The following is a 22,079-nucleotide window of genomic DNA, read 5'->3' on the forward strand; positions in this document are numbered from 1 at the left end:
TGCACTCGGTCAACTCGCGAAGAACAGGCCCGCGTGCAGCCCGAAACGTAGATATTCATCGAGCCGCAGCCTGAGATTGGCCTCGCGCTGCGGCTGGAATAATGCGTTGAGAACGCCGATCTCGCTGTCATTGTCGCCGCCGGCGCGGATCGTGAGGCTCGTGGCGCGGCGCAGCTGCCCGTAACCGGGATCGCCATAACGCAGCGAGGTGAACAGCGGCAGCGCCGTGGGCGCCGTGTCATTCGGCACGCAATGGAAGCGCCGCGGCGTGATCGAACCCGCGGGCACGTAACAGAAGCGGACGCAACCTTCCTGGCGACGCTGGACCAAGAGCGGCGCGATCCACGTTTCCGCGGGCTTTGGACCAAGCTCTGCGAACAAGATGGTGTTGGAGGCGAGCTTCAACAGTTTCGTGTGAACCTTGCCGATGACGGTGCATTGGGCGACCGTCAGTTCGGCGCCGGGGCTGCCCGCGGCATCGGCGGCAAAGGCGACGTTCGCCGGCGCGCCGGCATCGATCATGCAGTCGGTCAGCGTTACCTCGGCATCAGTGACGGCGCGGATAGGGCCGACGACGCAGTGCTCCAATGTCACTTTGGCGAAGGGATGCTCGATGATCAGGCTCGGCTCGCCCGGCGAGGTCGGACTGCCGTCCCCATTCAGGGTCAGTCCGGGCACCAGCGTGCAATCGCGCAGCAGCAGCTCCCGCGGCTCGACATCGGCAAAAGCCGCCAGCCGCAACGCGCCGCCCGATATCACGAGCCCGTCGAGCGTGAGGCGACCACGCGCGCCGATGTCGAGCGTGATCTCGCCGCCCGCCGCCAGCAGCGGGCGGGTCTGGTCATGGGCGGCGACCACAACATGGTGCGGCGTGGCATCGCCGGTCACGTCGTCGACGACAAAGGTCGGCGTCTCCTTGTAGGTCAGGCTGTCGCCGATGATGAGGCGGCCACCGGTCCTGATCAGATTGAGCTTGGCCTGCCACGCGCCTCCGGCATCGACTGCCTGCTCGTTGCCGATATCGCCCGCGGCGGGCACGCGCGGATACTCGCCGCCGCCGATCTGCCGCGCAGTGCCGTAGTGGAATGTCGCAAGCAGCGGTCCGTCGGCGGGATTGCCGAGCAGCACACGGCCACGCTCGGGATCGAAGCCGATCGTGCCCGCCGTCACCTGCGCCTCATGGGCCCAGCCGATGACATTGCCGCCGCCATCGAGAATGTCGCGGAGATCGCAGACCCGCACCTTGGCCGTCGGCATCGGGATGGGCGGGGTGCCCGGCGTGAAAAACACCAGGCTCTCGCCGTCGCCATAATCGCCCTCGCGCTGTGCGTCCGGCTGTGCGGTTGCCTGTGCGGCGCGCACCCCCATAGCCATCAGCCGCACCGACAGCGGCTCCGGCGCGTTGACCGGCTCGGCGAGATGGGAGATGTCGGACTCGGCCTGCGCGAATCGAAACAGCCGCATGTCCGCGCCGAGCGGGTTGAGACGGAATTTCCGGCCGGTCGCGTCGCCGGCGTCAGGCGTCAGCGGCACCGCCGTGAGCGACAGCGACAACAGCCGCCACAGGAAGATGCCGATGTTGGGAATGTTGTAGCGGCCGGCGCCGGTTTCCGGCCGCCGCATCTCGGCGGTGTGCGCGATGCTGTTGAAGGCGCCGTCACGCCGGAACAGCGCCGCCGTGTCGCGCAGATTGCAGGTCGCGGGCGCATGCAGTCGGATGTGCTTCATGTATTGCGTGGTGGCGAGCTGCTCGAAAAATTCGACCGCATGTGCCGGCCAGCCGGTGACGTCCTGCGCGAGCTCTTCCAGCATCAGCGCGGTGCCCTTGCGGCGGCGGAAGGCGATGGTGTCGGCGACTTCGGCACGCGGCGAGGTCAGCTCGGTGCCGAGCCCGCGCAGCGGCCGGTAGCCGATGAGATCGCCGATATAGGGCGTCACCCACTCGGCGCAGGTTTCGATGAACTGGTCGTCGTAGAGCTGGTCGACGGACTCTTCCAGCGTGGCGAACTCGCGCGCAATTGCCGCCAACAGAGCCTGGAGCGGACCGGCCTTTGCCGGATCGCCCGCAAGCGCGGCGTCGCGCAATCGGTGCAGCGTCGGCAGCAGGCTGTAGAGCCGTTCGGGGGTGAGGCTGTTCATGCCATCTCCTCCAGGAGGTCGAACGGCGCCGGGTTCAATGTCAGTAGCTCGCTCGGCTTCGCCACGCCCTGGTCGACATGCATCCGCGAGGCGAGCAGGCGGACCTGGCGCGAGGGAATGGTCTGCGCGAAGGGCGCCGTGCCGCCATAGAGCTGGACGAGGTCGACAGCGACGACGCCGGGCACCGATTGTGCCGCCGCGATCACGTCGGATTGCTGCACCGGTTGGCCGAGCTCACGCGCGTCGAAGGCGAAGTGCGCGCGTAGCGCCGCCTCGACCGCGGTGAGCACGGCCTTGGCGTCGAAATCGGGATCGCGCTTGACCTTCAATCCGATCCGGAAGGTGCCGGGCCGGTAGGGCAGCAGCACGACGGCGACATGCGGATCGCCGCCGGCCTTCAGCGCAGCGAGCAAATTGGTCCACACCGGGCTTGTCGAATTGACGGGAGCGCCGAGCGGCCCCGCGATCGTGATGGCGATGGTCTTTCCGCGCGGCAGTTGCAACACCTGCGCCTGCGCCTTGGCAATGCCGGTGAAGGCGCGGGCAAAATCCTCATAGTCAAGGACGGACACGACGCGGCCGAGCGTGCGTGCGCCGAGCGGCATGCTGCGTCGCGCCGCATCCGCCGGCTCCGGATCGTTGCCGCCTTCGGCCGCGAACGGGTTGCTCACGCCCTTGAGGCCGAGCGGGCGCGACAGCAGTTGGCCCAGCGTCTCGGCGCGAACATTGCCGGCGACACCGATGCCCTTGCGGTAGGTGGCGCGGATGTTGTTGAGCCCGCTCGGCAGCCGCGCGCCGCTGACGCCATCGCCGAACTTCACGAGATTGCGCCCTTGCTCGTCAATATCGAGCGCAAAGACGCGATCGGTGGCGACTGTGCCGAACAGCGTCGCGCGCTCGTGCCATGCGATCTCGCCGACCCGCAGCGTCAATTCGCTCGCGGCACCGCTCTCATTGGCGGCGGCGCGATAGGTCAGCGGTACCTGCTTCAGCTCGAATTGCTGGAACGGCTGGGCCGCATCGCCCGAGCCGAGGATCTGAGTCACCGTCTCGCCATGCGAGGCCGGCACCACATTGCCATGAACGACGACGCTGCCGCGCTCGAGGCTGCCGGCGAGCGGCGGATCTATCTGAAGCATGCAGCGGCCGGCATCGACAGCCTGGGCGGATACGAGATTGGCCTGCACGACAACAGCCTTGCCGTCGGAGACGCGATTGCCACGTACGATCAGTCGTCGCCCTGCAATGAGGCCATCGGCACTGACGGCTGCAGGGATGCTGCTGCCGGTCGCGGCATCATCGACGGCGTAGGGCGCAAGCGCGAGCTGCTCGGACTGCACGAAGGCCGTGATGCGACGAACTTGGTCCTGATAGCGGTCGTAATGGGAGCCGCGCAGTTGCAGCCGGGTGACCTTGCCGGCCAGCGCGAACTCCGCGCGCGACGTCTCTTCCGCATCGGCGATCTGGTAGACGTCGAGATGCGGGCCGAGATCGAGGATGACATCCGACTTGCCGAAGGCCTTGATGATGACCTGGATGGAGCCCCTGGCTGCCATCGAAAGCACGACGTAACCGCCGGCGCGGACCTCGGAATAGACCGTATCGAGATCAATGAAACCGCCGCCCTGGGCCGAGCCCATCGGCGAGATCGTGTAGTCGGGCCACTCCGGCGCGTCACTCCCGCTCGGATAGTTGTTGCGAAAGTCCGTCGACATCGACTTCCACATCGGCGCGTTGTGGCCGAAGGGTGCTGCCCGCTTGCGCAGCGCATAGACCTTCGAGTTCTGGGCGGCCGTGACCCCGGAAAGACCGGCTTGCCAGGTGATCTTGGTACGATCGAAATCCGATTGCAGCTCGACACTGTCGATGAAGCGGAAATCGCAGTTGCTGTCATTCGTACCGGGATTGAAGGCGTCACCGACGATCAACAACGCATCACCCGGCTTCAGATTGTTGCGCTGGCCGGCAAGGTACATGACCGTGTCGCCTTTGTCCGGCCGGCGTGTCTCCGCCAGCCACGGCCGGATCGCATTCCAGGCCGGCCGTGCGGCGTCCAGTCGCTCGACCGTTTCGAAGGTCTGCGGCTTCTCGTCCGGTCCCGGCACGCTCTGCACCTTCGTGCCGATCTCGATCGACACTTGCGCGGGCACGCCGGTGACGAAGCTGCCCGGCTCGGGCGACAGTTTTGGTGGCGGCGCGGGCGGCGTTTCCAGCGTGAAGGCGAGCCATGTCTCGGCGGCGACGCCGGGCCGCAGGCGGTAGCCGATCAGCCGGCCCATCTCCTGGAGCGAGACGCGCTCCAGCGCAGTGCGGAGATAGGATTCGTTGGCGATGCGCTCCTGGTAGAAAGTGAGCACGTCGGCAGCGCAGGCGAACGCATCGATCAGGCCGATGGTGAAATCGTCATCGGCGCGGCTTTGCAGCTTGCCGAGCGGTGCGAACGCGGCAGAGGACAGCGCGGCGTGCAGGCTGTCGCGGAACTGGGCGTAGTCACCGACGCGGTAGGCGATGGCGGAGAGGCCGTAGCGGTTCGAGATGCCTTGCGGCGTCTCGGCTTCGACACCGGCGCAGCAGCCGCAGCTCTCGCTGCCGGCAGGCAGGGCATGAGGCTTGATGGTTGGAACCGGTAGCGTCATTTGCCGCCTCCCGCCTCGATGATGAGCCGGCCGCGCTCGCGGAAACTCGGATTATTAGCGAGCTGCGCGATCTCGAGGCTTCCGATCGGGATCACCTCGTCATCCAGCGAGGTCGCGAGCGGCGAGATCAGCCGCTGGAATTTTTCCGCCTGCACCGCCTCGACGCCCTCGACCGCTTGTGCGGCCGCGATGATGCGGCTGAGATAGACGGGATCGCCGAAGGTGAAATTGTCGGGATGGAACAGGCCGAGCGTGCCGTCGGGCAGCACCGCGCTCGACAGCACCGTCCGCACGGCCTGCGCGACATCGGCGCGGAAATAGTCCGGCTTGACGCAGACATGCAGTGTGACGTCGAGCGGCACATAGCGCGGCGGTCGTACGTCGAGGTCGTAGCCGGCCATCCTGAACCGCTCGAGATGGTTGCGCAGCTGGGTGGCGAAGGGCGCGTCGACCGCGCCGCCGCCGAAGCGGTCGGGCGTCACGAACACGGTGTGCCAGCTTCCGGTCCAGCGGAATGTTGCGGCCGCGCGCTGCACGTCGGCGCGTCGCTCACTGGCGGCGGCGTAGTCGGCCGCCGTCACCGCGCGCTCCTGGGTGCGGAACGCCTGTGGGGCATCGCGGCGCGCGGCTTCGATGTCCTCGGGCTCGACGCCGCCGGATGCGGGAAGCGGATTGCGCACGGCGGTGAACACGCCATTCGTCGCGCTGACGATGTGCGCTATGGCATCCGCACCGACATTGCCTGCCGTGCCGTTGCCGATCCGGTAGGTCGCCATGAACGCGGTATCCTCGGCCGGACGCTTCCCGAGTAGGCCGTCGCCGAAACGCAGCAAGGCGCGGCTGTGATGGTCGATCTCGACGACGACATGGGGTGCATTTCCGGCGCTGTCGATGAGATCGCGCCGCGGCAGCCAGTGTTCGGTGATGCCGGCAACTTGTCCGGTGAGATCGACGATCGCAGGCGTGGCGTCGCGCGGCGACAAGAGGCTGAACGCACTCGCCGCCCACCACGGCTTGTCCTTGCTGACGGGAACGGCGAGCAGCGCGCCGAGATCGAAGGATTGCGTCAACGGGCTGTTTGCCAGCACCGGGCGGAAGCGCGGCGGCAGCATGACGTCCGGGGCCGACGTGCAGCAATCCCCCGGCGCAGATGATGCCTGCTTCAATGTCGCGCGCGGCATCACGCCGAGCTGTTCGGGCGGCAGCGTGCGGCCGTGATCGACGAGCACGATGTTGCCGCGCGCAACACTGATCGCGAGCTCGGGGCGATCCTCCACCGTCAGGCAAAGCGGGAAGGGCAGTGCGTCGGCCTCGCTCCAGGCGATCTCGGTGACGTCGACCGGGCCGTCGACCGGGGGCTCGTCGAACAGCCCGCCGGACGGATCGCTCGCAAGCGTCCTCTCGGTCAGCCGCACCGCGCAGCGATGGCCGGGATCGGCATCGGCGGTAGACAACGTCGTTGGGCTGATGACCTCCTCGAAGATCAGGATGTCGCCGATGGCGAGCGTATCAATGTGGCCGCGCAGCGTCGCGCGTGTGGTGCCGCGCGGCAGGCAGCATCCGTTGTTGCCCCAGGCATAGAACGCGAGGCTATTTTGCTGCTGATCCAGCTCGGCGGGCGCGACCGTCTCGAACATCTCGGCGCCGCCTTCTATCGCATCACCGAGCGCGCGCGAGCCCGGCGTCAGCACCACGTCCAACCCGGGCACGCGGGTGAGCAGCTGCGTCCCCTTGGGCAGTGCGATCTTCTGCCCATTCACGTCGAAATGGACGAAGGCGCGGGCGTTGCAGCCCTCGTGCAGGTGATAGTCGACCAGCCTCGCATGGCGCCGCACCGAGATGCGCTGCCGCGCGGTGGCGAGATAGGCTTCGTTGGCGACTGCATCCTGGCGATAGGCGAGGTTGTCGGCGGCATAGGCGAGCAGCTCGACCAGGGTCACGCCGAGATCGGCCGCCGAACGCTCCTGCCAGCCGGGCACGAGCAGGCTCAGCCTGTCAAGCATCAGCCGGCGAAAACCCTGATAGTCGCGCGCGAGATAGTCGATCTCCGGCCTCAAACGCGGCGCGGGCGGGCACGGCGCGGTGTCCGCGCAGTCATAGTCCGAGGGGCATTCGACCTTGCAGGTGAAGTCGATCGCCGACAGCTTCGGATCGAACCCGGCCGGCGGCAGGGCCGAGCCGGAATTGGCGAAGATGCCGAAATTGTAGATCGAATAATCCCCGCTGCTGTCGGTCCGGACGACCAGCGTGCGGGCGAGATCGTCGACAGTGTCGACCAGACCGGGCTCAGCCTGCACCGGCAGCGCGTCGGCCGGTGCGCACCAGACCACGCCGACGGTCGCGATCCGCTCGCCACCGGTGATGCGCAGATTGTCCGGCGAGAGCGTGAAGCCGGAATGCAGCAGCCGCACCAGCAGGGTCTGTTGCCGCGGCGCGCCGGGCGGAGAAGCGAGGTCGAGCACCTCGATGAATGCGATGGCGTTGGCGCTGCCCTTGGCCTCGAGCACCTCGAGCCGGCGCGGATCGCAGCAATGTTGCTTCATGCCGCGCCTCCTGGAACCGCAAAGCTCGCGACGTGGCTGGTGCGGTCGGCCAGCACCACGTAGCGGATCTCGACCCGCAGCACGGCGTCGTCATTGATCACCTCGACCGAGGTGACGGCGATCAGATGCGACAGGTGCTGATGCAGCGCGGCCTGGGCCAGCATCTGCGTCGTCGCGGCGAGCGTCACCGAGTTGGGCTCGAACACCAGCGCCAGGAGTCCTGCGCCGAAATCCGGCCGCATCACCCGCTCGCCCTGCATCGTGAACAGCACCTGCTCGATTAGGTCGCGGATGTGATCGGGGCGGCCGGTCGTGGCCGTGCGGCCCTGGTCGTCGAAATGATAGGGGAAGTCGAGTTCGCTGCTCACGCCGTCCTCCCCTCAGGTTGCCAGTACGCGCGTCTGCGCCACGACGGGCAGCATCGGCGTGCCCGTCGGCGTGCAGACGGATTGCCCCATCATGGTCGCGGCCGGTGCGCCGCCGATCATCACCCGCGCCGCGCCCATCACCATCTGCGCCGTGACGCAAGGCGGTGCCGAGCCGGTGAGCGAGCAGGCCACGATCGCATAGGGGCTGGTGAGATTGACCGCGGGCTGGCCCGACAGCATCACACGCGGGAACGGCGCGACCGGCGTTGCCTGTCCGGCATGGCTGCACAATACCGTGGCGCCGAGATGCAAGACGGGAGCGGGCATGTGCGTCTCCTAGATCACGGTGAGCGCGCCGAGATTCACGTCGACGGTCGGTCCGGTCATGGTGATGACCGCGCCTTTGCCGTTGGAAATGGTGATGCCGACGTCGCTGACCGAGATCATCGCGCCCGTCGTGGTCTGCATCAGGATGCCGCCGGTCGGGCCCGGCACGTCGCTGATGGTGAGACCGTTCTTCAAGGGGGTTTGCAGGGTGATGCCGGGGACGCCGGGTGGCACTGCGTGCGCCAGTACCGGCACCTCCGCGGCACTGCCCCAGTAGCACCCGACCCAGATCGGATAGTCGGGGTCGCCGCGCTCGAACTCGACCCAGACCCCGGCGCCGATGATCGGCACCGTGAAGAAGCCGGCATTGATGCCTGCGGTCGGCAGGCAAGGCATCGCCCAGCTCGTCGGTATCGCGGCGCCGACGTCGGGCACCATCACCTGGATCCGGCCGATCTGCAGCGGATCGATATTGTTGATCACCACCGCGCGATACTTTCCGAAAAGTGGCGCATCGCTCATGTCGGCACCTGCGGGACGGTCGAGATCAGCGCGTTGCGTGCGAGCGAGAACGATTGCTTGTAGGAGCCGCGCTCGATCTCGTGGGTGACGTTTTTGACGTAATAGAGCCCGTCGAACGGCAGGCCTGCGCCGCGCACGCCAACCAGTTGCCGCGACTTCAGGACGCGGCCATATCTGGCGACGTCGAGCTTGCCGCAGCCGAACACGCTGTCGCTGTGCTGGCTGGCATAGGCAAGGCCTGCCATCAGCGCCTGCGGCGCGGATAGATGCGCGGTGTTGGAGAGCTTCTCGATCTTCGGCGGCAGCGGCGGCACCGCGCCGAGCGGCGGGCTCATCGGGGTGATGTCAGGGATCGGCACCGGGATCGGTGCCTTGCTGTTGGCCTCCTGGAAGAACACGATCGGCATGACCTTGCGTTCCTTGTCGAAGTTGAACGAGATGTCCTCGACATTGGTGAGCGCATCCATGTTGGTGGTGAGTGCCGGCTGCGGCGCGCCGAAGCGGATTTCCGGGCCCCAATAGGCCTTCGAGGCGCCGGGCGCGGGACCGGCCTCGAGATAGAAGACGTAGCCGGCTTCGCCCGCGAGCTTCTTGACGTAGGCGTAGTCGCTGCCCTTCTGCTGCGGGATCTGCTGAACCGGGATCGGCGGGATGTCGAGCACGCTCGGGATCACCATCGGGATTACGCCGAGGGCTGCGTATTTGGCGAGGATCGCGAGCACCCGCACCGACGGCGGCATCGCCGGGAAGGGCAGGCCGGGCAGCTCGATGATGTCCATCAGCGCCGACATGTCCTTGCCCTTGATCACCAGCTTGCCGACGCCGCCGCTGCCGGGCTGGGTCTCGACATTGGTGACCATGCCGTCGATGACGGACTCGGCCGTACCGTTGATGGTGACGATCAGCACCACGCGCAGCAGCGGCGGCAGCGCGCCGCCGCCGGCAAGCAGGAAGATGGTGCGCAGCGGCGAGCGCACCGGCAGGTCGAACGTGAGCTCGAATCCGCTCTGTGCATCGCCCGATCCGATCTCGATCTTGGCATGGGTCAGCGTCTCCAGCACCTCGCGCGGCGCCGGCACCGGCGCCGGACCGATCTGGAGAGATAGCTGGACGCCGCCTTGCATCATCGGAAATCGTCTCCCTAAAGCCCGTTCGGGCGCGGGATCTGCACGCGCTCACCGGGCGTGTCGGTGAGTTCGAGCGGATCGGTCACGACATTGGCGTCGGCGATCCGCCAATACAGTTCGGGGTCGCCGAGCGTCGCGGAGGCGAGCGTGTCGGGCCGTTCGCCGGCATTGACGATGTGTTCGCCGGCGATGCCGATGTCGCGCGCCTGGGGGATGAAGCGGCGCAGCACATAGGCGACACCGGGATCGTCCGCGCTGCGCTTGAGCCGCCCGATCGCGGCGCCGTGATAGCGGCTGTTCGGCGGAAAACTGTTGTCCGGGAACGCTCCGGCATCGATCAGCATCTGGACGGGATCCGAGGACATCATGTGCTCCGTCAGGGCAGACTGGAAAGACCAAGCGAGGCCAGTGAGGCGCCGCCGGTCAGGCCGGCAAGCGTCTCGCGATTGCGCAGGTAATTGAGGAAGATGGTGCCGCCACGATGCGAGAAGCCGAGATCGTCGGTGCTCATCACATGCAGCCCGAGCGAGACCTTTGCGCGGATCGGATTGAGCGCGGGATCGAACGCTTCCTCGACGATCGAGAACTCGGCGACGCGCACCGGCGCGACCCGGTTCTTGCTCCAGACGAACAAGGTGAGCGGCGCCTCCGGCGGCAGGATCTCGAGCGTGCCGCGATCGGCCTGGCTTGCGATGCCGAGCAGATCGTCGACGCTCGGATTGACGAGGGCCTCGAGCACCGCGAGCTGCGGCGCGATGCCGAAGGCGATCGCATTGGCATGCGCGTCGGGATCGGCGAGCTGGTCGGTCGCGTCGATCTCGGCGTCGAGCTTGATGGTCTCGATCGCGGGCCCTTTCAGCCGGAACGGTTGCGCCCGCCCGCCGGCCGCGCCGTCGCCGCCGGTACCCTGCACCTGGTAGCTGCGGCTCAGCGTGTCCGGATTGTACTGGAGCGCGATCTGCCGTCGCACCGTGCCGCCGCCCGGCGCCAACACCACGAGGCCGCCCTTGATCAGTTTTGGGGACGAGGTGAGGCCGGTCATGGCAGGCGATCCCCCGATGGGCCGCGCGACGGTGGCAGTCGTTTCATCTGAAGGTCGAGCCGCAAGTCGCGCTGATAGCGTTCAAGACTGCTCGGTGCGAACGCGGCGATCCGGAGCGTCGTATCGACGGCGCGATTGACGTACAGCGTCAGGCCCCGCCGCGCGTAGACGTATTCATTGGCCTCGACCTCGAACGTCCCCTGGAACGAATTGAGCCTTGTCTCCGGCTCGCCGAGTGCGTCGAGCAACGACGGCAGCGGCTCGACGAGGACGACGTCGGTCGCATCGATCAGCACCACCGTGCCGTCGTTTGCCCATACCCGTGCGCCGCGCGCGAAGCCTGCGGCCGCGGCGTTGAACCAGTCGGTCCGGTGCCTGGCGCTGCCGAGCGCGCCCTGACCATGCCAGGAGCGGTCGAGATCGAATACGGCTGCGACGTCGTCGAGGGAGGTCGGGTGCGCGAGGCCTGCGAACGAACGCAGGTCGCGGCCGGCGAGCAGCCGCAGTGGTGACAGAGCGAGATCCGACGGGCGCGCGGCTTGCATCGCTCAGCCTCCGATCTTCTTGACGTCGCCCTGGAAATAGGCGGCGTAGAGGTTGCGGATGCCGACGACGTTGACGAGCTTCACCGCCTCCGCATACGAGGAATAGCGTCGGCGTGATGCCGGCTGCACGGTGATCGGTTTGAGCTTTGCATATGCGGGGCCCTCAACCGCCTCGCGCAGCTTGGGATCGTTGACCCGCGGTGCGACATTCTCCCAGGCGATCTCGTCGAAGAGCGAATCGACGCCTTCGATCAGCGTATTGTTCTCGTTGGAGCCATCGCCGAAAGTATTGGCGAAATTGTCGTATTCCGTGGTCCGCAGCGTGTGGATATATTCGTGGATCAGCGTCTGGAACATGTCCCACAGGAAATCGCGATCTTTGTCCGAGTCGGCCTTCTTGAAGATCTGGATGTTGATGTCGCCGAGATTGGCGGAGGCATCCCAGCCGCGGTCGATTTCGTTCAGCTTGTCGACCTGCGCGGCCGTGCTGGTGAAGTCGTCGGCGATCTGGTCGAGGATGATCGCCTCGTCGCCCACGGGATTGTTGCTGGCATCGAAATGCGGTGAGGCATTGAGCTTGCGATTGATGGCGCGCACGCGGTCGTTGGCCTGAAAGAAATACCGCATCAGCGCCTTCGCCTTGTCGCGCTTCTCGGTGCTGTCCATGCCCGCGAGCTCGGCCTCGGTCTCGGCGAACAGGTCGTGGATGTTGCCGCGCGCGCCGAGCGTATCGGCTTTCAGCTCGGGATGCTTCGACTGGTCGTAGTACTCGCCGAACACCTTGTCGGTTTCGTCCTTGCTGGCCTTGCCGATCCGCTCGAACTCCGCAAGCTGGTGCACCTTGTTCGGATCGCCGTGCTCCGCGGTCCCCTTGTCCTTGACCATTTCATCCCAGTAGTCCTGGATCATGCCGGGCATCAGCAGGCGCAAGGCGTCGTCGTACTTCTTCTTGCCCGCCGGGGAGTTGTCGAACGGCAGCGGGCTGCTGGGGTCGGGCCTCAGCGCCACCGCGATGTCTGCCTTCTTCGCGGCATCGGGTTCGACCGTCGTCGACAGATCGCCGGCGCTGGTGGTCAGCGTGACGTCGCGGAACACGCCCTGAAGCATGACGTCGTATTTGCCGAGGATCCTTTCTGTCGCGTCAGCCTGCTGTTTGAGCGTTGCTTTTTTCGCCGGATCGCTTTCATCCTCGGCCTGGTCGCTGAGGAGGTCGAACCGGCGGGCGATGTCGGCGCGTTCGCGGCCGAGTTCCTCCGTGGCCTTCGCCCGCTCGGCCGGCGCGAGCGCGAACACCTCCGCGGCGATGGTGGCGACCTCGTCGTGGCCCGCTGCCGTCGCAATCCGGATCTTGATGGCCATGGCATCGTAGGCGAAGGTCGGCGCGCCCTTGCCCGGTTCGCCCTGCGGTTCGACGTCGCCCTTGGCGAGCGCGTCGCGTCCGCCGCGAAAGCGGGTTGCGAAGAAGCGCTTCAACCTCTTGTACTCGGCGCCGTCGATGTCGGATTCGAGCTCGGTGACGCTGAGTTTGCCTGAACCGAACATGATCCTCAGTGCGGCGATATCGCTCAGCTCGAGCAGGTCGAGGATGGCGTTCTCGTCGTCATCGAGTGTGGGGCCGTCCTGCATCTCCAGGATCAACAGCGCCTTTTGCCGTGGATCGAGCTTGAACTCGGCCTGGCCGGCTTTCCACCGACGGACGATCGCACGCGCCTTGTTGTCGCTGTCGAAGCTACCTTCGATCGCTGCGGACTTGGTGATCTTGTCGAGATAGGCGAGCAGCTCCTTGTCGCCGAAATTGCCCTCGGCGCCGAAAAACACGGCGATCGATTCGTACCAGGCGAGCCGCTGCACCGCCGCCGGCGGCACGGTCGCGCCGCGCTGCTGCACGACATGGGCGAGCTCGTGCGCCAGAATGTGCCGGCCACGTGGGCTTTGCGGATTGTATGCGCCGTCGCCGAACACGATGTGGGCGCCCGCGGTGTAGGCGGTTGCGCGGATCGCACGGGCCGAGGCTGCGGCCTGCGCGTCGGTGTGGATCCGCACATGGCTGAAGTCGGACCGGAATTGACGTTCCATCGTCTCGCGCGTCGGAGCGCCGAGTGGCGAGCCTGTCGATCCGACCACCTCTGATACCGCGGCCGGCGCGGCCGGTCCCGTCGTGCCAGTGGAGCGTGGAAGCGGCGATAGCGCCGGCGCCGGGCCAGCCGGCTGCGATGGCCGCAGGGCGTTTTTGGCCGCATGCTCGGCTTCGCTCTCGAAGCGGTCGCGGGCCGGACGAAGCTCGAGCGAAGGCGCATGGGCCGGCGAGGATGGCTTCGGCACTGCCTTTGGTGCGGCGTGCACGGTCATGGCTTGCCTCGCGGAGCGTCGGCGCCGGATGTGGTGGTCAATCGTGCCGCGATCCGATCGGCGACCGCGCGCGGCGCCTCGGCATGGGCGGCGCTCGCCTCGTTGGCGGACCCCGTGAGCCGCTGTTGCAAGGCCTGTCCGATTGCGTCGGCAAGTCCCGCAGCTTCGGAGTGTCGCGACGCATCGACGACGAGATGTCTAATCCGGATATCGATGCCGGAATGTTTCATGACCCGACTCCCGGCCAAGGCCGCTCGAGCTTTGAGAACTCCGCACGCACCGCGGCGTTGATCGCGTCCTGGTCGATCCGTCCGCTGCCGCCGGCGGCGGCCAGGAAGGCGGCGTTAAGCGCGATGGCGCGGATGTTGCCGCCGGTCAGTTGCAGTCTGGCGAGGCCTGCGAAATCCACCTCGCCGAGCGGAGCGTCGGCGGGGAATTGCATGCGCCAGAGTGTCTCGCGCGCAGCGGCGTCAGGGTAGGGGAACTGGACCACGTAGCGGATGCGGCGCAGGAAGGCGCGATCGAGCGCGCTCTTCATGTTGGTGGTGAGGATCACGAGCCCGCGATAGGTCTCGATCCGCTGCAAGAGGTAGGCGATCTCAATATTGGCGAAGCGGTCATGGCTGTCGCGCACCTCGCTGCGCTTGCCGAACAGCGCATCGGCCTCGTCGAACAGCAGGATGGCGCCGCTGGTCTCCGCGGCCTCGAACAGCCGGCTCAGATTCTTCTCGGTCTCGCCGATATATTTGCTGACCACGCTGGCAAGATCGATGCGGTAGAGATCAAGTGCGGCCGCGCTCGCGATTGCTTCGGCGGCGTAGGTCTTGCCGGTGCCGGATTCCCCGGCGAACAGCGCAGCGGTTCCGAGCCCGCGGCCGTTATGCGCGGCAAAGCCCCAGTCGCCATGGACGCGCGGCCGGTGCTGCAATTCACTCGCGATGGCGCGGAGCTGCGCGGTCACCACCGGTGGCGCGACCAGGTCGTCGAAGGCAACGCGGCTGTCGATCCGCTGCGCCAACGCGTCAAGCCCGCCGCGCACCGCGGCGCGGCAGAGCCGCCATACCGCCGGCCCGAGCAGAGCGGGATCGGCCTGTGTCTCGGCGAGGCCTTCGGTGACCACGAGGCGCAGGTCGGCGGCGGAGACGTTGAACTGCCGCAGCGCCGGACGCAGCGCGGCTGCGAGCGCGGCGGCCTGCTCGCGCGAAAGCCCGCGCAAGGCTGCGACTTGCCGCGCAGCGGCGGGGGCATCGGCGACCTGGAGCCGTAGCGTGCGGCGCTGCCGGAGTCGCGACAAGCGGGCCGGCTCCGGCGCGTTGAGCACGATCGCGGGTCCCATCAGATGGGCGAGCAGCGTCATCGCATGCGCCTCGGTATCCGCCGCCTCGATCGGACGGTCGAGCTCGAGCGCGATGATGGCATCCGAGAGGGCGGCCTCGCGGTCGAGCAGACGGGCGATCTCGGCAAGCTCGCGCGGATCGTGCGGCAGATCGCGGGCGTGCAACCACAGCCCGTTCGCACCGAGGCAGGCGAGCGCCGCGCGCGCGAGGTCTCGCTGCGGCTCGATCTCGCCGCGAGCGTGACCCAGGGCGGCCAGGGCGGCCGCCCCCGTGCCGAGCGCGTGCGCGATCGTGTTCGCCTGTGGTGTATCGGGCTGGATAGAGCCGACCGGCTCGCAGCGAACGAGCCCGATCAGGCGGGCATCCATCGCGGCCACGCCGGTCAGGTAGTGGAGCACGCGCTCATCGATCTGGATCGGACGGCGCGGCGGCGCCTCGCGGCCCTCGCACACGATCAGGCGCCAACGCCGCAACGGCCGGAGCGGCGAGAGCGCATCCCAATGTGGCTCAGTCAGCATCTGCACGGCGAAATTGAACGTCGGCTGCGTGCTCGCGATAGCTTCGGGCGCTTGCGCCATCGCCACGCCGACGAGGCGACGCAGCGCAGTGTCGAGCTCGACGCCGGCCGCGAGCAGCACGACGTCGCGCTCGAACGCTGACAGGCCGAACAGCTTTGTCAGCGCGTCGAGCGCGGGCTCGAAATCATCGCCGCATACCGGCGGAGGCGGCTCGGCGTTGGCCGATGTCTCGCGCAACTGCCGTGCGAGGCGCAGGCGCAGCGCAACGAGCTGCTCCGCCAGCCATTGCTGGTTGCGGCTGGCCCAATCGAGCCCCGGCTGCGCTTGCGGTCTGTCGTGCATGTTCATGGCGGCACGCTCAGGGTTTGCGAGGCATCGAAAGCGGGCGCATCGCCGCTGAGATCGAGCAGGAGGCTGTCGACGCCGTCGATGCGCAACCGCGCCGGATAGGCCCCAGCGGGAAGCGTCGTGGGGAAGTCGAACACCAGCGGATCGGTGGCCGCGCTGCGCGGTTTGGCGGTGGCTTCCGCCGTGCCGAGGACGAGGCTCGCGCGCTGCCGCGGCTGCACCTGAGGCCGCGAGAACAGGGTGGCCGTGACGCGCAGCGGCGCAGTCTTGCGCAGCACGGTCGCCGCGGGCAGCGAAAGTCCGGCATCGGCTGCAATGACCAGTGCTGGGGCGATGACCAGGGCCACCGCGTTGGTCTCGCGCTCATTGGCTTCGCCGGCCGGCAGCAGGCGCAGCGTGAGGCTCCATTGCCCAGGCGCGAGCGCTGCCTGCGCGGCAGCATCGTTCGGTAGCGTCACGGTGAGCTCGGTGCCGTCGTCGTTGGGTACGCCGGGCACCAGTTCAAAAGGAGCTGGAAATAGCGGGTGCGCCAGCCGCACATGAAAATTGCTGCCGCTGAGGCGAATGCCGGAGAGCGCCACGGGCTCGCCGAGCCGCGCGCCGGCCTGCTTCTTCTGCGGCGTCGCCGCAAACAGCGTCGGCAACGGAGGCAATGTGTCGGGATTGACGACGACGCCGCGGTCGCGCTTGGTGGCGGGATCGATGATCCCGCGCGACAGCACCGGCAGCGGCGAGACTGCGGGCTTCGTGGCTTCGATCAGCACCACCGACACCACATAGGCGGCCGTCGGCCGGTAATGCGACTGGATGGCCGCCCATAGTCGTGACATCTCCTCCGGCCCCATCACAGCCGGCGTGATCTTGATCAACTCGGCCTGATCGGCGAGGTCGGCGGCAGCGAGCGCCTGGAACGCCGGCGGCAGCATCGCGACGTCGAGCGGATTGGGATTGAGCGCGCGCTGCACGGCGGCGCGATCAAGCACCGGGCGCTCGTGCAACAGATGCATGCCATAGCCGAGCAGGATCTCGGCCTGGCAGTCGACCCGCGCGTAGGCCGTCAGCAGATAGTGCAGGTCGAGCGCGAGCGGCGCGTTGGTCAGTCGCTCGCCGCTGGTCGAGGACCGCGACGGCAGGGAATGGTTGCGCCAGCCCGGGTTCGGCGTCACCTGATGCAGGAACAGATTGAGCCGCGGCTGCTCTTCTGCGCTGCTGAGGTCGATCGTGTCGGGCGCAACAGCACTGACGTTCACCGTCCCACCGACCGCGGGCCCGGCCTCGATCAGCCCGTTGTCGAGCAGGTTGCGCAGGACTGCGCTGACCGCGCCGATTGCGAGCGGCGAGCTCATGCGCGGCCTCCAGGTCCAGGGCGGCGCAGATAGTCGGACAGCGACACCGACGGCTTTGGTGCGGGCTTGACGGCGCGCGCCGCGCGTGGGGGCTCCGGCGAGCGGATGTCGATGCGGTCGATCGTCACCTTGATCACCGGCGGTGTCTCGCGTCGGCGCTGCGCCTGGCCGGCGAGCACGGTCTGGCCGAGCGGAAGCGCCGGCGGTGTTACAGCCTCGTTTCGGGGGCGGGGCGTTTCGCGCAAAACCGTGTCACGCGGCTGTCTGCCGCGTAGCGGATCGCGCGGGGCGGCAGGCAGAGGGGCATCGACAGGCGATCTTAACAGCGCGTCGGTCGATTGAAGCGGCTGTGCGGCAGCAGCGACCTTGGCCTCGAGACGTAACGGTGCGCCTTCGTTGTCCGGCTCCCTTTGTCTGCGCTGCGGCGCCTGCACGCCAGTGGCAGGATCGTCTGCGCCGGTCATGTTCGGCAATGCCGCCGGCGAGGATGCCGGTGTCTGCCTTTCATCCTGTGTCGTCTCGTGCACCGGAGCATCGTCGTTCTGGGGCGGGGCGGCAAAACGCGGCGGCAGGGCAACGCGTGCTGCGCCGGGAATCGGTTCGCCGCGGCCGATGCGCGCGAGATTTTGCAGGAGGCCCGTCATGACGCGCCCGCAAGTTGCAGGTAGGCGGCGCGGCGGGTGTGCGGCAATGCCAGCACCTCGGCTTCGCTCCAGCCATATTCGCGCGCGAGCGCGTCGACTTCGAGCAGGGTACGCTCGGCCGCTGCCTGCACCTCGGTCCAGAGCGCCGGCGCGATGTCGATCACGGCCTGCCAGGCGTGGCCGCAATCGGGGCAGTCGAGCGCGAAACTGAGCACCGCGCCGGGATCGCAACGTTCGAGCTCGGCCTCGACCCTGTGCAGGATGTCCTGCGCAGCCGGCGGCGCCTCACCGAGGCAGCGTGCGAGCAACAGGTTTGCCGCGGCGGCGGAATCGCAGGTCGCGGCGAGGCTTGCAAGATCGGACAGCGTCGGCAGCCGCAGCGCCAGCTCGCTGCCCCCGTTCGTGATACGCGGCGGCACGGCGTCAGCCGGTGGTGCAAGTCCGTCCGCGAGCACTGCGCTGTCCGCCGTGAACTCGCAGTCGGTGCGGCAAATGGGGCAGGCGGCGCGCAGCCGCCACGGCGCGCCGAACAATCGCGTGCGCAAGGCCAGCAGCGCGGCATTGCCTGTGCCGATCGAGTCCGTCGGCGCTGCGCCGGCCGCCGCGAACAGGGCATCGTCGCGCTGGCGCTGCGCGCGGCCGGCGGCCCGGTCCCACAGCGCCAGGATGTCCTGCTCGCGTTGAGCGGTGGCGGAGAGCATGAGCGGTCTCAGGCTGGATCGGTGAAAGTGGGCTCGGACGGCTCGGCGACGGCTTGATCGCGCTCCCATCCCTCGTTCTCCAGCTTGATGTGCTGGATCGCCACCGCATTGGCGTTGGCGTCGAGATCGGGTAGCGACTGGTATTCGGAGACCCAGCAGCGGTAGATCTTGTAGGCGAGCGCGAGCTGCCCGGCTTCGTTATAGACCTCGAGGATGATGTCCTTGCGGAAATCCTTCAGCGAGACCTCGGCGCCAAGTCCTGCGCCGAAATGCCAGACCTTGTTGGCCCATTTCTCGAACTCGGTGTCGTGGGTGACACCGCGATCGAGCGTGATCGCCTCGAACTTGCTGCGGCCGGGCGACTTGCGTCCCGTCGAGGGATCGCCGCCCTCGCGGTGCTCGACCACCTCGGTGGTGCGTTTCAGCGCCGACACCTTGTTGATGCCGGCGACGTAGCGGCCGTCCCATTTCACGCGGAACTTGAAGTTCTTGTAGGGATCGAAGCGCTGCGGATTGACCGAGAACTGTGCCATTTGCTTGCCTCAGGTGTCTTTGCCTCAGGTTGGAATGTCGCCGGCGATCTGCTGGATCTTGATGACGACGAACTCGGCGGGCTTCAGCGGCGCGAAGCCGACGATGATGTTGACGATGCCGAGATTGATGTCGGCCTGCGTCGTGCTCTCGCGGTCGCATTTGACGAAATAGGCCTCGCGCGGCGAGCGGCCCTGGAACGCGCCCTGCCGGAACAGGCCCTGCAAGAAGGCGCCGATGTTGAGCCTGATCTGCGCCCAGAGCGGTTCGTCATTGGGCTCGAACACCACCCATTGCGTGCCGCGGTAGAGGCTCTCCTCCAGGAACAGCGCCATGCGCCGTACCGGAACGTATTTCCATTCCGAGCCGCGGTCGTTCTGGCCGTGCAGCGTGCGCGCGCCCCAGACCACGTTGCCGTAGACCGGCAGCGTGCGCAGGCAGTTGACGCCGATCGGATTGAGTTGGCCGTTCTCGGCGTCGCTCAAGCTCAACGCGAAGCCGACGCCGCCGTTGACGCTGGCATCGGTGCCGGCCGGCGCCTTCCAGACCCCGCGCGTGGCGTCGGTTCGGGCGTAGACGCCGGCGACGAAGCCGCAAGGTGGAAAGTCGCGCACGACGCCGGATTGCAGTGGATCGGCCTGCATCACCCACGGGTAGTACAGCGCGGAGAAATTGCCGTCCGAGCCGGTCAGGCCGGCCTCGCCGTTGGCGCCGCTCATGTTGGCGACGGTCTCGTTCTGGAGGCTGTCGATGATCAGGAACGCACGGCGGACGTGGCAGCGTTGCTGTAGCTTGGCGAGTGCGCCCTGGGTTGTTGAATTGACGTTGGTGAGGCCGGGCACGCAGACCAGGTTGAAGATGTCGATACGATCGACGATCCCGCCGGTCGCGAACAGCGGATCGATCGCGCTGACGAACGGACCGTCATTGGCGGAGAGGACCGTGCCATCGGCTCCGCCCGCAAGTGGTTTCGTGGCCGGGGTCGGGACCGTCGTTGACGCCGTGGTCAGCTTGTCCATGAAGGCGGAGCGGCCGTTGACGACGCTCGGCGCGTAGCGCGGATCCGCCTTGTTCATCGACAGGTCCTGGAACGTCTCCACGATGTCAGTGCTCGGCGACGGGCCGATGACGTCGAGCCGGAAGCGGGTGCTGTCGTCCGCGCGTAGCGTCAGTCGGACGCTGTAGGAGTTGGCCCACAGACCCGGCGAACTCGCCTCGATACCGAGATCGTTGATCGCGCAGGTCGCGGTCTTCGCGTCGTTGGCGGGCGTTCCCGAATTGAACAGCGCGATCCGCACGACGTAGGCGTCGCTGCCGCCGTTGTCGAAGAATTGGCGCACGGCGTAGCCGAGATTGGCGCGGCGGTCGAGCCCGCCATAGGCGCGCTCATAGTCGGCAAAGCTCGAGATGCGCACGGCACGGTCAACGGGGCCGCGCGGCGCCCAGCCGATGAACAGCGCGATCGACGTCGCCACGCCCGAGATCGAGCGCACGCCGCTGGAGATTTCCTCGATATAGACGCCGGGTTGCAGAAGGGCTGAGGGCATGTCGGCTCCTGTGATTTGGCGGTCCGTCTTCCTTGGTCAGACCGCGGCGATGGTCTTGCCCAGCCGGCGCGCGCGCCGCTGGCGCGGCCTGCGCCTCGGGCCGGGCGGATCCCGAATGGCTTCCGACAGGGATTGCGTCGTGATCTCGGTGATGGCCGTGCGGTGCGGCCGCAGCTCGTAGAGCGCGCCGCTTTCGCCGCTTGCGACGATGGTGACGACCTTCATCCGCGGCCGACTGTGCAGAAGGCTTGCGAGGCTGTCGCGCTCGTCCGGTGCCTTCTGTGCCACCACGAGAACGTCGGCCCGGGTGCGGCGTGCTTCCGTTGCCAGATTGGCGTCGTCACTCGTCCCGACTACGGACAACGCCGGATCTTTCGCGACGACATGCTCGAGAAGATCGGTCATCAGCCTCGGAAATCCCGCAATGAGGATGCGTCTCTGTCGCAATGGCCACCTTTGCGGTGAGCCTTGCACAAGGCGCGACGGCGCGACTGAGCCAAAAGGTCTAGCGAGGATGGAGTTGATGGTCCGGACCATGCCCGCGGCGGTGAGACCCCGATGACGGAAACGGGCGCGCGATGCACCGCGACATGGCGGCTTCGCGCGCGATGCCGGCCCGTAACGGCTCGGAGGATCTAGTCCGAAAGGTCTAGCGGGTCTGGATCCGCGACGATGCAGACGCGAGCGCGCCGTTCGCGTGCAGATGCTTGCTGATCTCGCCGCGCCGGCGAATCTGCAATTTGCTGAGCACGTTATGCATGTGGTTCTTCACGGTCGAATTGCGGATCCGCAAGGCTCGTGCGATCTCTTTGTTTGACAGCCCTTCGCCGACGAAGCGAATGATCTCGTGCTCGCGAGGTGTCAGCGTGTCGACGCCGGCGGCCGCCTCTCGCGTGACGGTCCGCGCAGAGAGTAGCGCGAGGCGGCCGAACAGGGCGGCGGCGACCTTGGGCGAGCACACGAGCTCGTCGCGCATCGCGTTATGGACGGCGGCGACGACGTCGCTGATCGAACCCTCGCGCAGCACGAAGCCGGACACACCGGCCTCCGCGCAAGCCAGGATATCCTGCTCGGCCTCGGCGACCGCGATGGCGACGACCTTCAACGCCGGCGCCAGGGCGCGGCAGGCTGCCGATTGCTGCAAGCCTTGCGGCGTCGCTATGTCGACCAGCAGCACCTGCGCGCCGCTGTCGACGACTTGCTCAGGCGGGGTCGCAAGATCACCGTGTCCGGCGATGCGTAAGCATTCCTGCCGGGCCAGGCAGGAACTGAGGCCTTCGCAGAGCAGGCGCACGTCGCTGAGGATGAAGAGGCTGATGGGTATGAGGCTGCCGGCGTCCAGCTCGGCGGGCGGCGGTGATGCATGCGAAGCGGTGAGGTGGGAATGCGGCGGGGCGTGGCGCCCTGCCGAAAATGACGCATTGGACGACATGCCTGCCTCCCGATTGCCAACTCACAACCGTGTTTGCCGCCGCGCCCAGTTGAAGGCCACCAAGATCAAAAAGTTGT

20 protein-coding genes are annotated in these 22,079 nt (G+C 67.3%); all 20 read right to left on the reverse strand.

The genetic code is table 11. The features are described from left to right. Positions 1 to 9: 9 nt before the first annotated feature. The gene (locus AB7G19_RS12540; RefSeq protein ID WP_085405623.1) at positions 10 to 2,139 is read right to left on the reverse strand and encodes a hypothetical protein; all 2,130 of its coding nucleotides are present in this window, start codon (positions 2,137 to 2,139) and stop codon (positions 10 to 12) included. Then, the gene (locus tag AB7G19_RS12545) at positions 2,136 to 4,775 is read right to left on the reverse strand and encodes a putative baseplate assembly protein (RefSeq protein ID WP_283017242.1); all 2,640 of its coding nucleotides are present in this window, start codon (positions 4,773 to 4,775) and stop codon (positions 2,136 to 2,138) included. Before AB7G19_RS12545 ends, AB7G19_RS12540 begins: the two co-directional genes overlap by 4 nt. Further along, positions 4,772 to 7,318 (reverse strand): putative baseplate assembly protein, encoded by a 2,547-nt coding sequence (locus AB7G19_RS12550; protein ID WP_085405625.1) that lies wholly within the window; start codon positions 7,316 to 7,318, stop codon positions 4,772 to 4,774. Before AB7G19_RS12550 ends, AB7G19_RS12545 begins: the two co-directional genes overlap by 4 nt. Next, complete coding sequence (locus tag AB7G19_RS12555; RefSeq protein WP_063981950.1) at positions 7,315 to 7,686, reverse strand: GPW/gp25 family protein; 372 nt, start codon at positions 7,684 to 7,686, stop codon at positions 7,315 to 7,317. The genes AB7G19_RS12550 and AB7G19_RS12555 overlap by 4 nt, the downstream gene beginning before the upstream one ends. Positions 7,687 to 7,698: 12 nt before the next feature. Then, complete coding sequence (locus AB7G19_RS12560) at positions 7,699 to 8,013, reverse strand: hypothetical protein (RefSeq protein WP_085405626.1); 315 nt, start codon at positions 8,011 to 8,013, stop codon at positions 7,699 to 7,701. A gap of 9 nt (positions 8,014 to 8,022) precedes the next feature. Then, complete coding sequence (locus AB7G19_RS12565) at positions 8,023 to 8,535, reverse strand: phage baseplate assembly protein V (protein ID WP_085405627.1); 513 nt, start codon at positions 8,533 to 8,535, stop codon at positions 8,023 to 8,025. After that, complete coding sequence (locus tag AB7G19_RS12570; RefSeq protein ID WP_085405628.1) at positions 8,532 to 9,662, reverse strand: hypothetical protein; 1,131 nt, start codon at positions 9,660 to 9,662, stop codon at positions 8,532 to 8,534. Before AB7G19_RS12570 ends, AB7G19_RS12565 begins: the two co-directional genes overlap by 4 nt. A 14-nt stretch (positions 9,663 to 9,676) precedes the next feature. Then, a complete protein-coding gene (locus AB7G19_RS12575; protein WP_039157624.1) occupies positions 9,677 to 10,027 on the reverse strand; it encodes a base plate wedge protein 53 in 351 nt (116 codons plus the stop codon). A gap of 11 nt (positions 10,028 to 10,038) precedes the next feature. After that, positions 10,039 to 10,704, reverse strand: coding sequence for a hypothetical protein (locus AB7G19_RS12580; protein WP_085405629.1), 666 nt, complete (start codon positions 10,702 to 10,704; stop codon positions 10,039 to 10,041). Further along, entirely contained in the window at positions 10,701 to 11,249 is a 549-nt protein-coding gene (locus AB7G19_RS12585; RefSeq protein ID WP_085405630.1) for a hypothetical protein, read from the reverse strand. The genes AB7G19_RS12580 and AB7G19_RS12585 overlap by 4 nt, the downstream gene beginning before the upstream one ends. Positions 11,250 to 11,252: 3 nt before the next feature. Then, positions 11,253 to 13,598 carry an eCIS core domain-containing protein gene (locus AB7G19_RS12590; protein ID WP_283017241.1) on the reverse strand — a complete coding sequence of 782 codons (2,346 nt, stop codon included), beginning with the start codon at positions 13,596 to 13,598 and terminating at the stop codon, positions 11,253 to 11,255. Further along, the gene (locus AB7G19_RS12595; RefSeq protein WP_085405632.1) at positions 13,595 to 13,828 is read right to left on the reverse strand and encodes a hypothetical protein; all 234 of its coding nucleotides are present in this window, start codon (positions 13,826 to 13,828) and stop codon (positions 13,595 to 13,597) included. The genes AB7G19_RS12590 and AB7G19_RS12595 overlap by 4 nt, the downstream gene beginning before the upstream one ends. Beyond that, complete coding sequence (locus AB7G19_RS12600) at positions 13,825 to 15,801, reverse strand: ATP-binding protein (RefSeq protein WP_283017240.1); 1,977 nt, start codon at positions 15,799 to 15,801, stop codon at positions 13,825 to 13,827. Before AB7G19_RS12600 ends, AB7G19_RS12595 begins: the two co-directional genes overlap by 4 nt. Next, positions 15,798 to 17,147 (reverse strand): DUF4255 domain-containing protein, encoded by a 1,350-nt coding sequence (locus AB7G19_RS12605; RefSeq protein WP_283017239.1) that lies wholly within the window; start codon positions 17,145 to 17,147, stop codon positions 15,798 to 15,800. The genes AB7G19_RS12600 and AB7G19_RS12605 overlap by 4 nt, the downstream gene beginning before the upstream one ends. Then, positions 17,144 to 17,791 (reverse strand): hypothetical protein, encoded by a 648-nt coding sequence (locus tag AB7G19_RS12610; RefSeq protein ID WP_354096571.1) that lies wholly within the window; start codon positions 17,789 to 17,791, stop codon positions 17,144 to 17,146. The genes AB7G19_RS12605 and AB7G19_RS12610 overlap by 4 nt, the downstream gene beginning before the upstream one ends. Beyond that, positions 17,788 to 18,492: a hypothetical protein gene (locus AB7G19_RS12615; protein WP_283017237.1), complete on the reverse strand. Its 705-nt coding sequence runs from the start codon at positions 18,490 to 18,492 to the stop codon at positions 17,788 to 17,790. The genes AB7G19_RS12610 and AB7G19_RS12615 overlap by 4 nt, the downstream gene beginning before the upstream one ends. A gap of 8 nt (positions 18,493 to 18,500) precedes the next feature. Further along, the gene (locus AB7G19_RS12620) at positions 18,501 to 19,025 is read right to left on the reverse strand and encodes a phage tail protein (RefSeq protein WP_283017236.1); all 525 of its coding nucleotides are present in this window, start codon (positions 19,023 to 19,025) and stop codon (positions 18,501 to 18,503) included. Positions 19,026 to 19,049: 24 nt separating this feature from the next. Then, on the reverse strand, positions 19,050 to 20,570 hold the full coding sequence (locus tag AB7G19_RS12625) for a phage tail sheath family protein (protein WP_063981961.1): 1,521 nt from the start codon (positions 20,568 to 20,570) through the stop codon (positions 19,050 to 19,052). 36 nt (positions 20,571 to 20,606) lie between these two features. Continuing rightward, positions 20,607 to 20,975: a hypothetical protein gene (locus AB7G19_RS12630; RefSeq protein ID WP_283017235.1), complete on the reverse strand. Its 369-nt coding sequence runs from the start codon at positions 20,973 to 20,975 to the stop codon at positions 20,607 to 20,609. 244 nt (positions 20,976 to 21,219) lie between these two features. Next, the gene (locus tag AB7G19_RS12635; protein ID WP_283017234.1) at positions 21,220 to 22,002 is read right to left on the reverse strand and encodes a LuxR C-terminal-related transcriptional regulator; all 783 of its coding nucleotides are present in this window, start codon (positions 22,000 to 22,002) and stop codon (positions 21,220 to 21,222) included. Positions 22,003 to 22,079: the final 77 nt, after the last annotated feature.

Source organism: Bradyrhizobium sp. 215_C5_N1_1 (genome assembly GCF_052075935.1).
GTDB classification, from domain to species: domain Bacteria; phylum Pseudomonadota; class Alphaproteobacteria; order Rhizobiales; family Xanthobacteraceae; genus Bradyrhizobium; species Bradyrhizobium barranii.

Bases quoted from the DNA above. Each gene is read 5' to 3' on its own strand.
- AB7G19_RS12540 (WP_085405623.1), bottom strand. From the start codon at position 2,139: ATGAACAGCCTCACCCCCGAACGGCTCTACAGCCTGCTGCCGACGCTG.
- AB7G19_RS12545 (WP_283017242.1), bottom strand. From the start codon at position 4,775: ATGACGCTACCGGTTCCAACCATCAAGCCTCATGCCCTGCCTGCCGGC.
- AB7G19_RS12550 (WP_085405625.1), bottom strand. From the start codon at position 7,318: ATGAAGCAACATTGCTGCGATCCGCGCCGGCTCGAGGTGCTCGAGGCC.
- AB7G19_RS12560 (WP_085405626.1), bottom strand. From the start codon at position 8,013: ATGCCCGCTCCCGTCTTGCATCTCGGCGCCACGGTATTGTGCAGCCAT.
- AB7G19_RS12565 (WP_085405627.1), bottom strand. From the start codon at position 8,535: ATGAGCGATGCGCCACTTTTCGGAAAGTATCGCGCGGTGGTGATCAAC.
- AB7G19_RS12570 (WP_085405628.1), bottom strand. From the start codon at position 9,662: ATGATGCAAGGCGGCGTCCAGCTATCTCTCCAGATCGGTCCGGCGCCG.
- AB7G19_RS12575 (WP_039157624.1), bottom strand. From the start codon at position 10,027: ATGTCCTCGGATCCCGTCCAGATGCTGATCGATGCCGGAGCGTTCCCG.
- AB7G19_RS12580 (WP_085405629.1), bottom strand. From the start codon at position 10,704: ATGACCGGCCTCACCTCGTCCCCAAAACTGATCAAGGGCGGCCTCGTG.
- AB7G19_RS12585 (WP_085405630.1), bottom strand. From the start codon at position 11,249: ATGCAAGCCGCGCGCCCGTCGGATCTCGCTCTGTCACCACTGCGGCTG.
- AB7G19_RS12590 (WP_283017241.1), bottom strand. From the start codon at position 13,598: ATGACCGTGCACGCCGCACCAAAGGCAGTGCCGAAGCCATCCTCGCCG.
- AB7G19_RS12595 (WP_085405632.1), bottom strand. From the start codon at position 13,828: ATGAAACATTCCGGCATCGATATCCGGATTAGACATCTCGTCGTCGAT.
- AB7G19_RS12600 (WP_283017240.1), bottom strand. From the start codon at position 15,801: ATGAACATGCACGACAGACCGCAAGCGCAGCCGGGGCTCGATTGGGCC.
- AB7G19_RS12605 (WP_283017239.1), bottom strand. From the start codon at position 17,147: ATGAGCTCGCCGCTCGCAATCGGCGCGGTCAGCGCAGTCCTGCGCAAC.
- AB7G19_RS12610 (WP_354096571.1), bottom strand. From the start codon at position 17,791: ATGACGGGCCTCCTGCAAAATCTCGCGCGCATCGGCCGCGGCGAACCG.
- AB7G19_RS12615 (WP_283017237.1), bottom strand. From the start codon at position 18,492: ATGCTCTCCGCCACCGCTCAACGCGAGCAGGACATCCTGGCGCTGTGG.
- AB7G19_RS12620 (WP_283017236.1), bottom strand. From the start codon at position 19,025: ATGGCACAGTTCTCGGTCAATCCGCAGCGCTTCGATCCCTACAAGAAC.
- AB7G19_RS12625 (WP_063981961.1), bottom strand. From the start codon at position 20,570: ATGCCCTCAGCCCTTCTGCAACCCGGCGTCTATATCGAGGAAATCTCC.
- AB7G19_RS12630 (WP_283017235.1), bottom strand. From the start codon at position 20,975: ATGACCGATCTTCTCGAGCATGTCGTCGCGAAAGATCCGGCGTTGTCC.
- AB7G19_RS12635 (WP_283017234.1), bottom strand. From the start codon at position 22,002: ATGTCGTCCAATGCGTCATTTTCGGCAGGGCGCCACGCCCCGCCGCAT.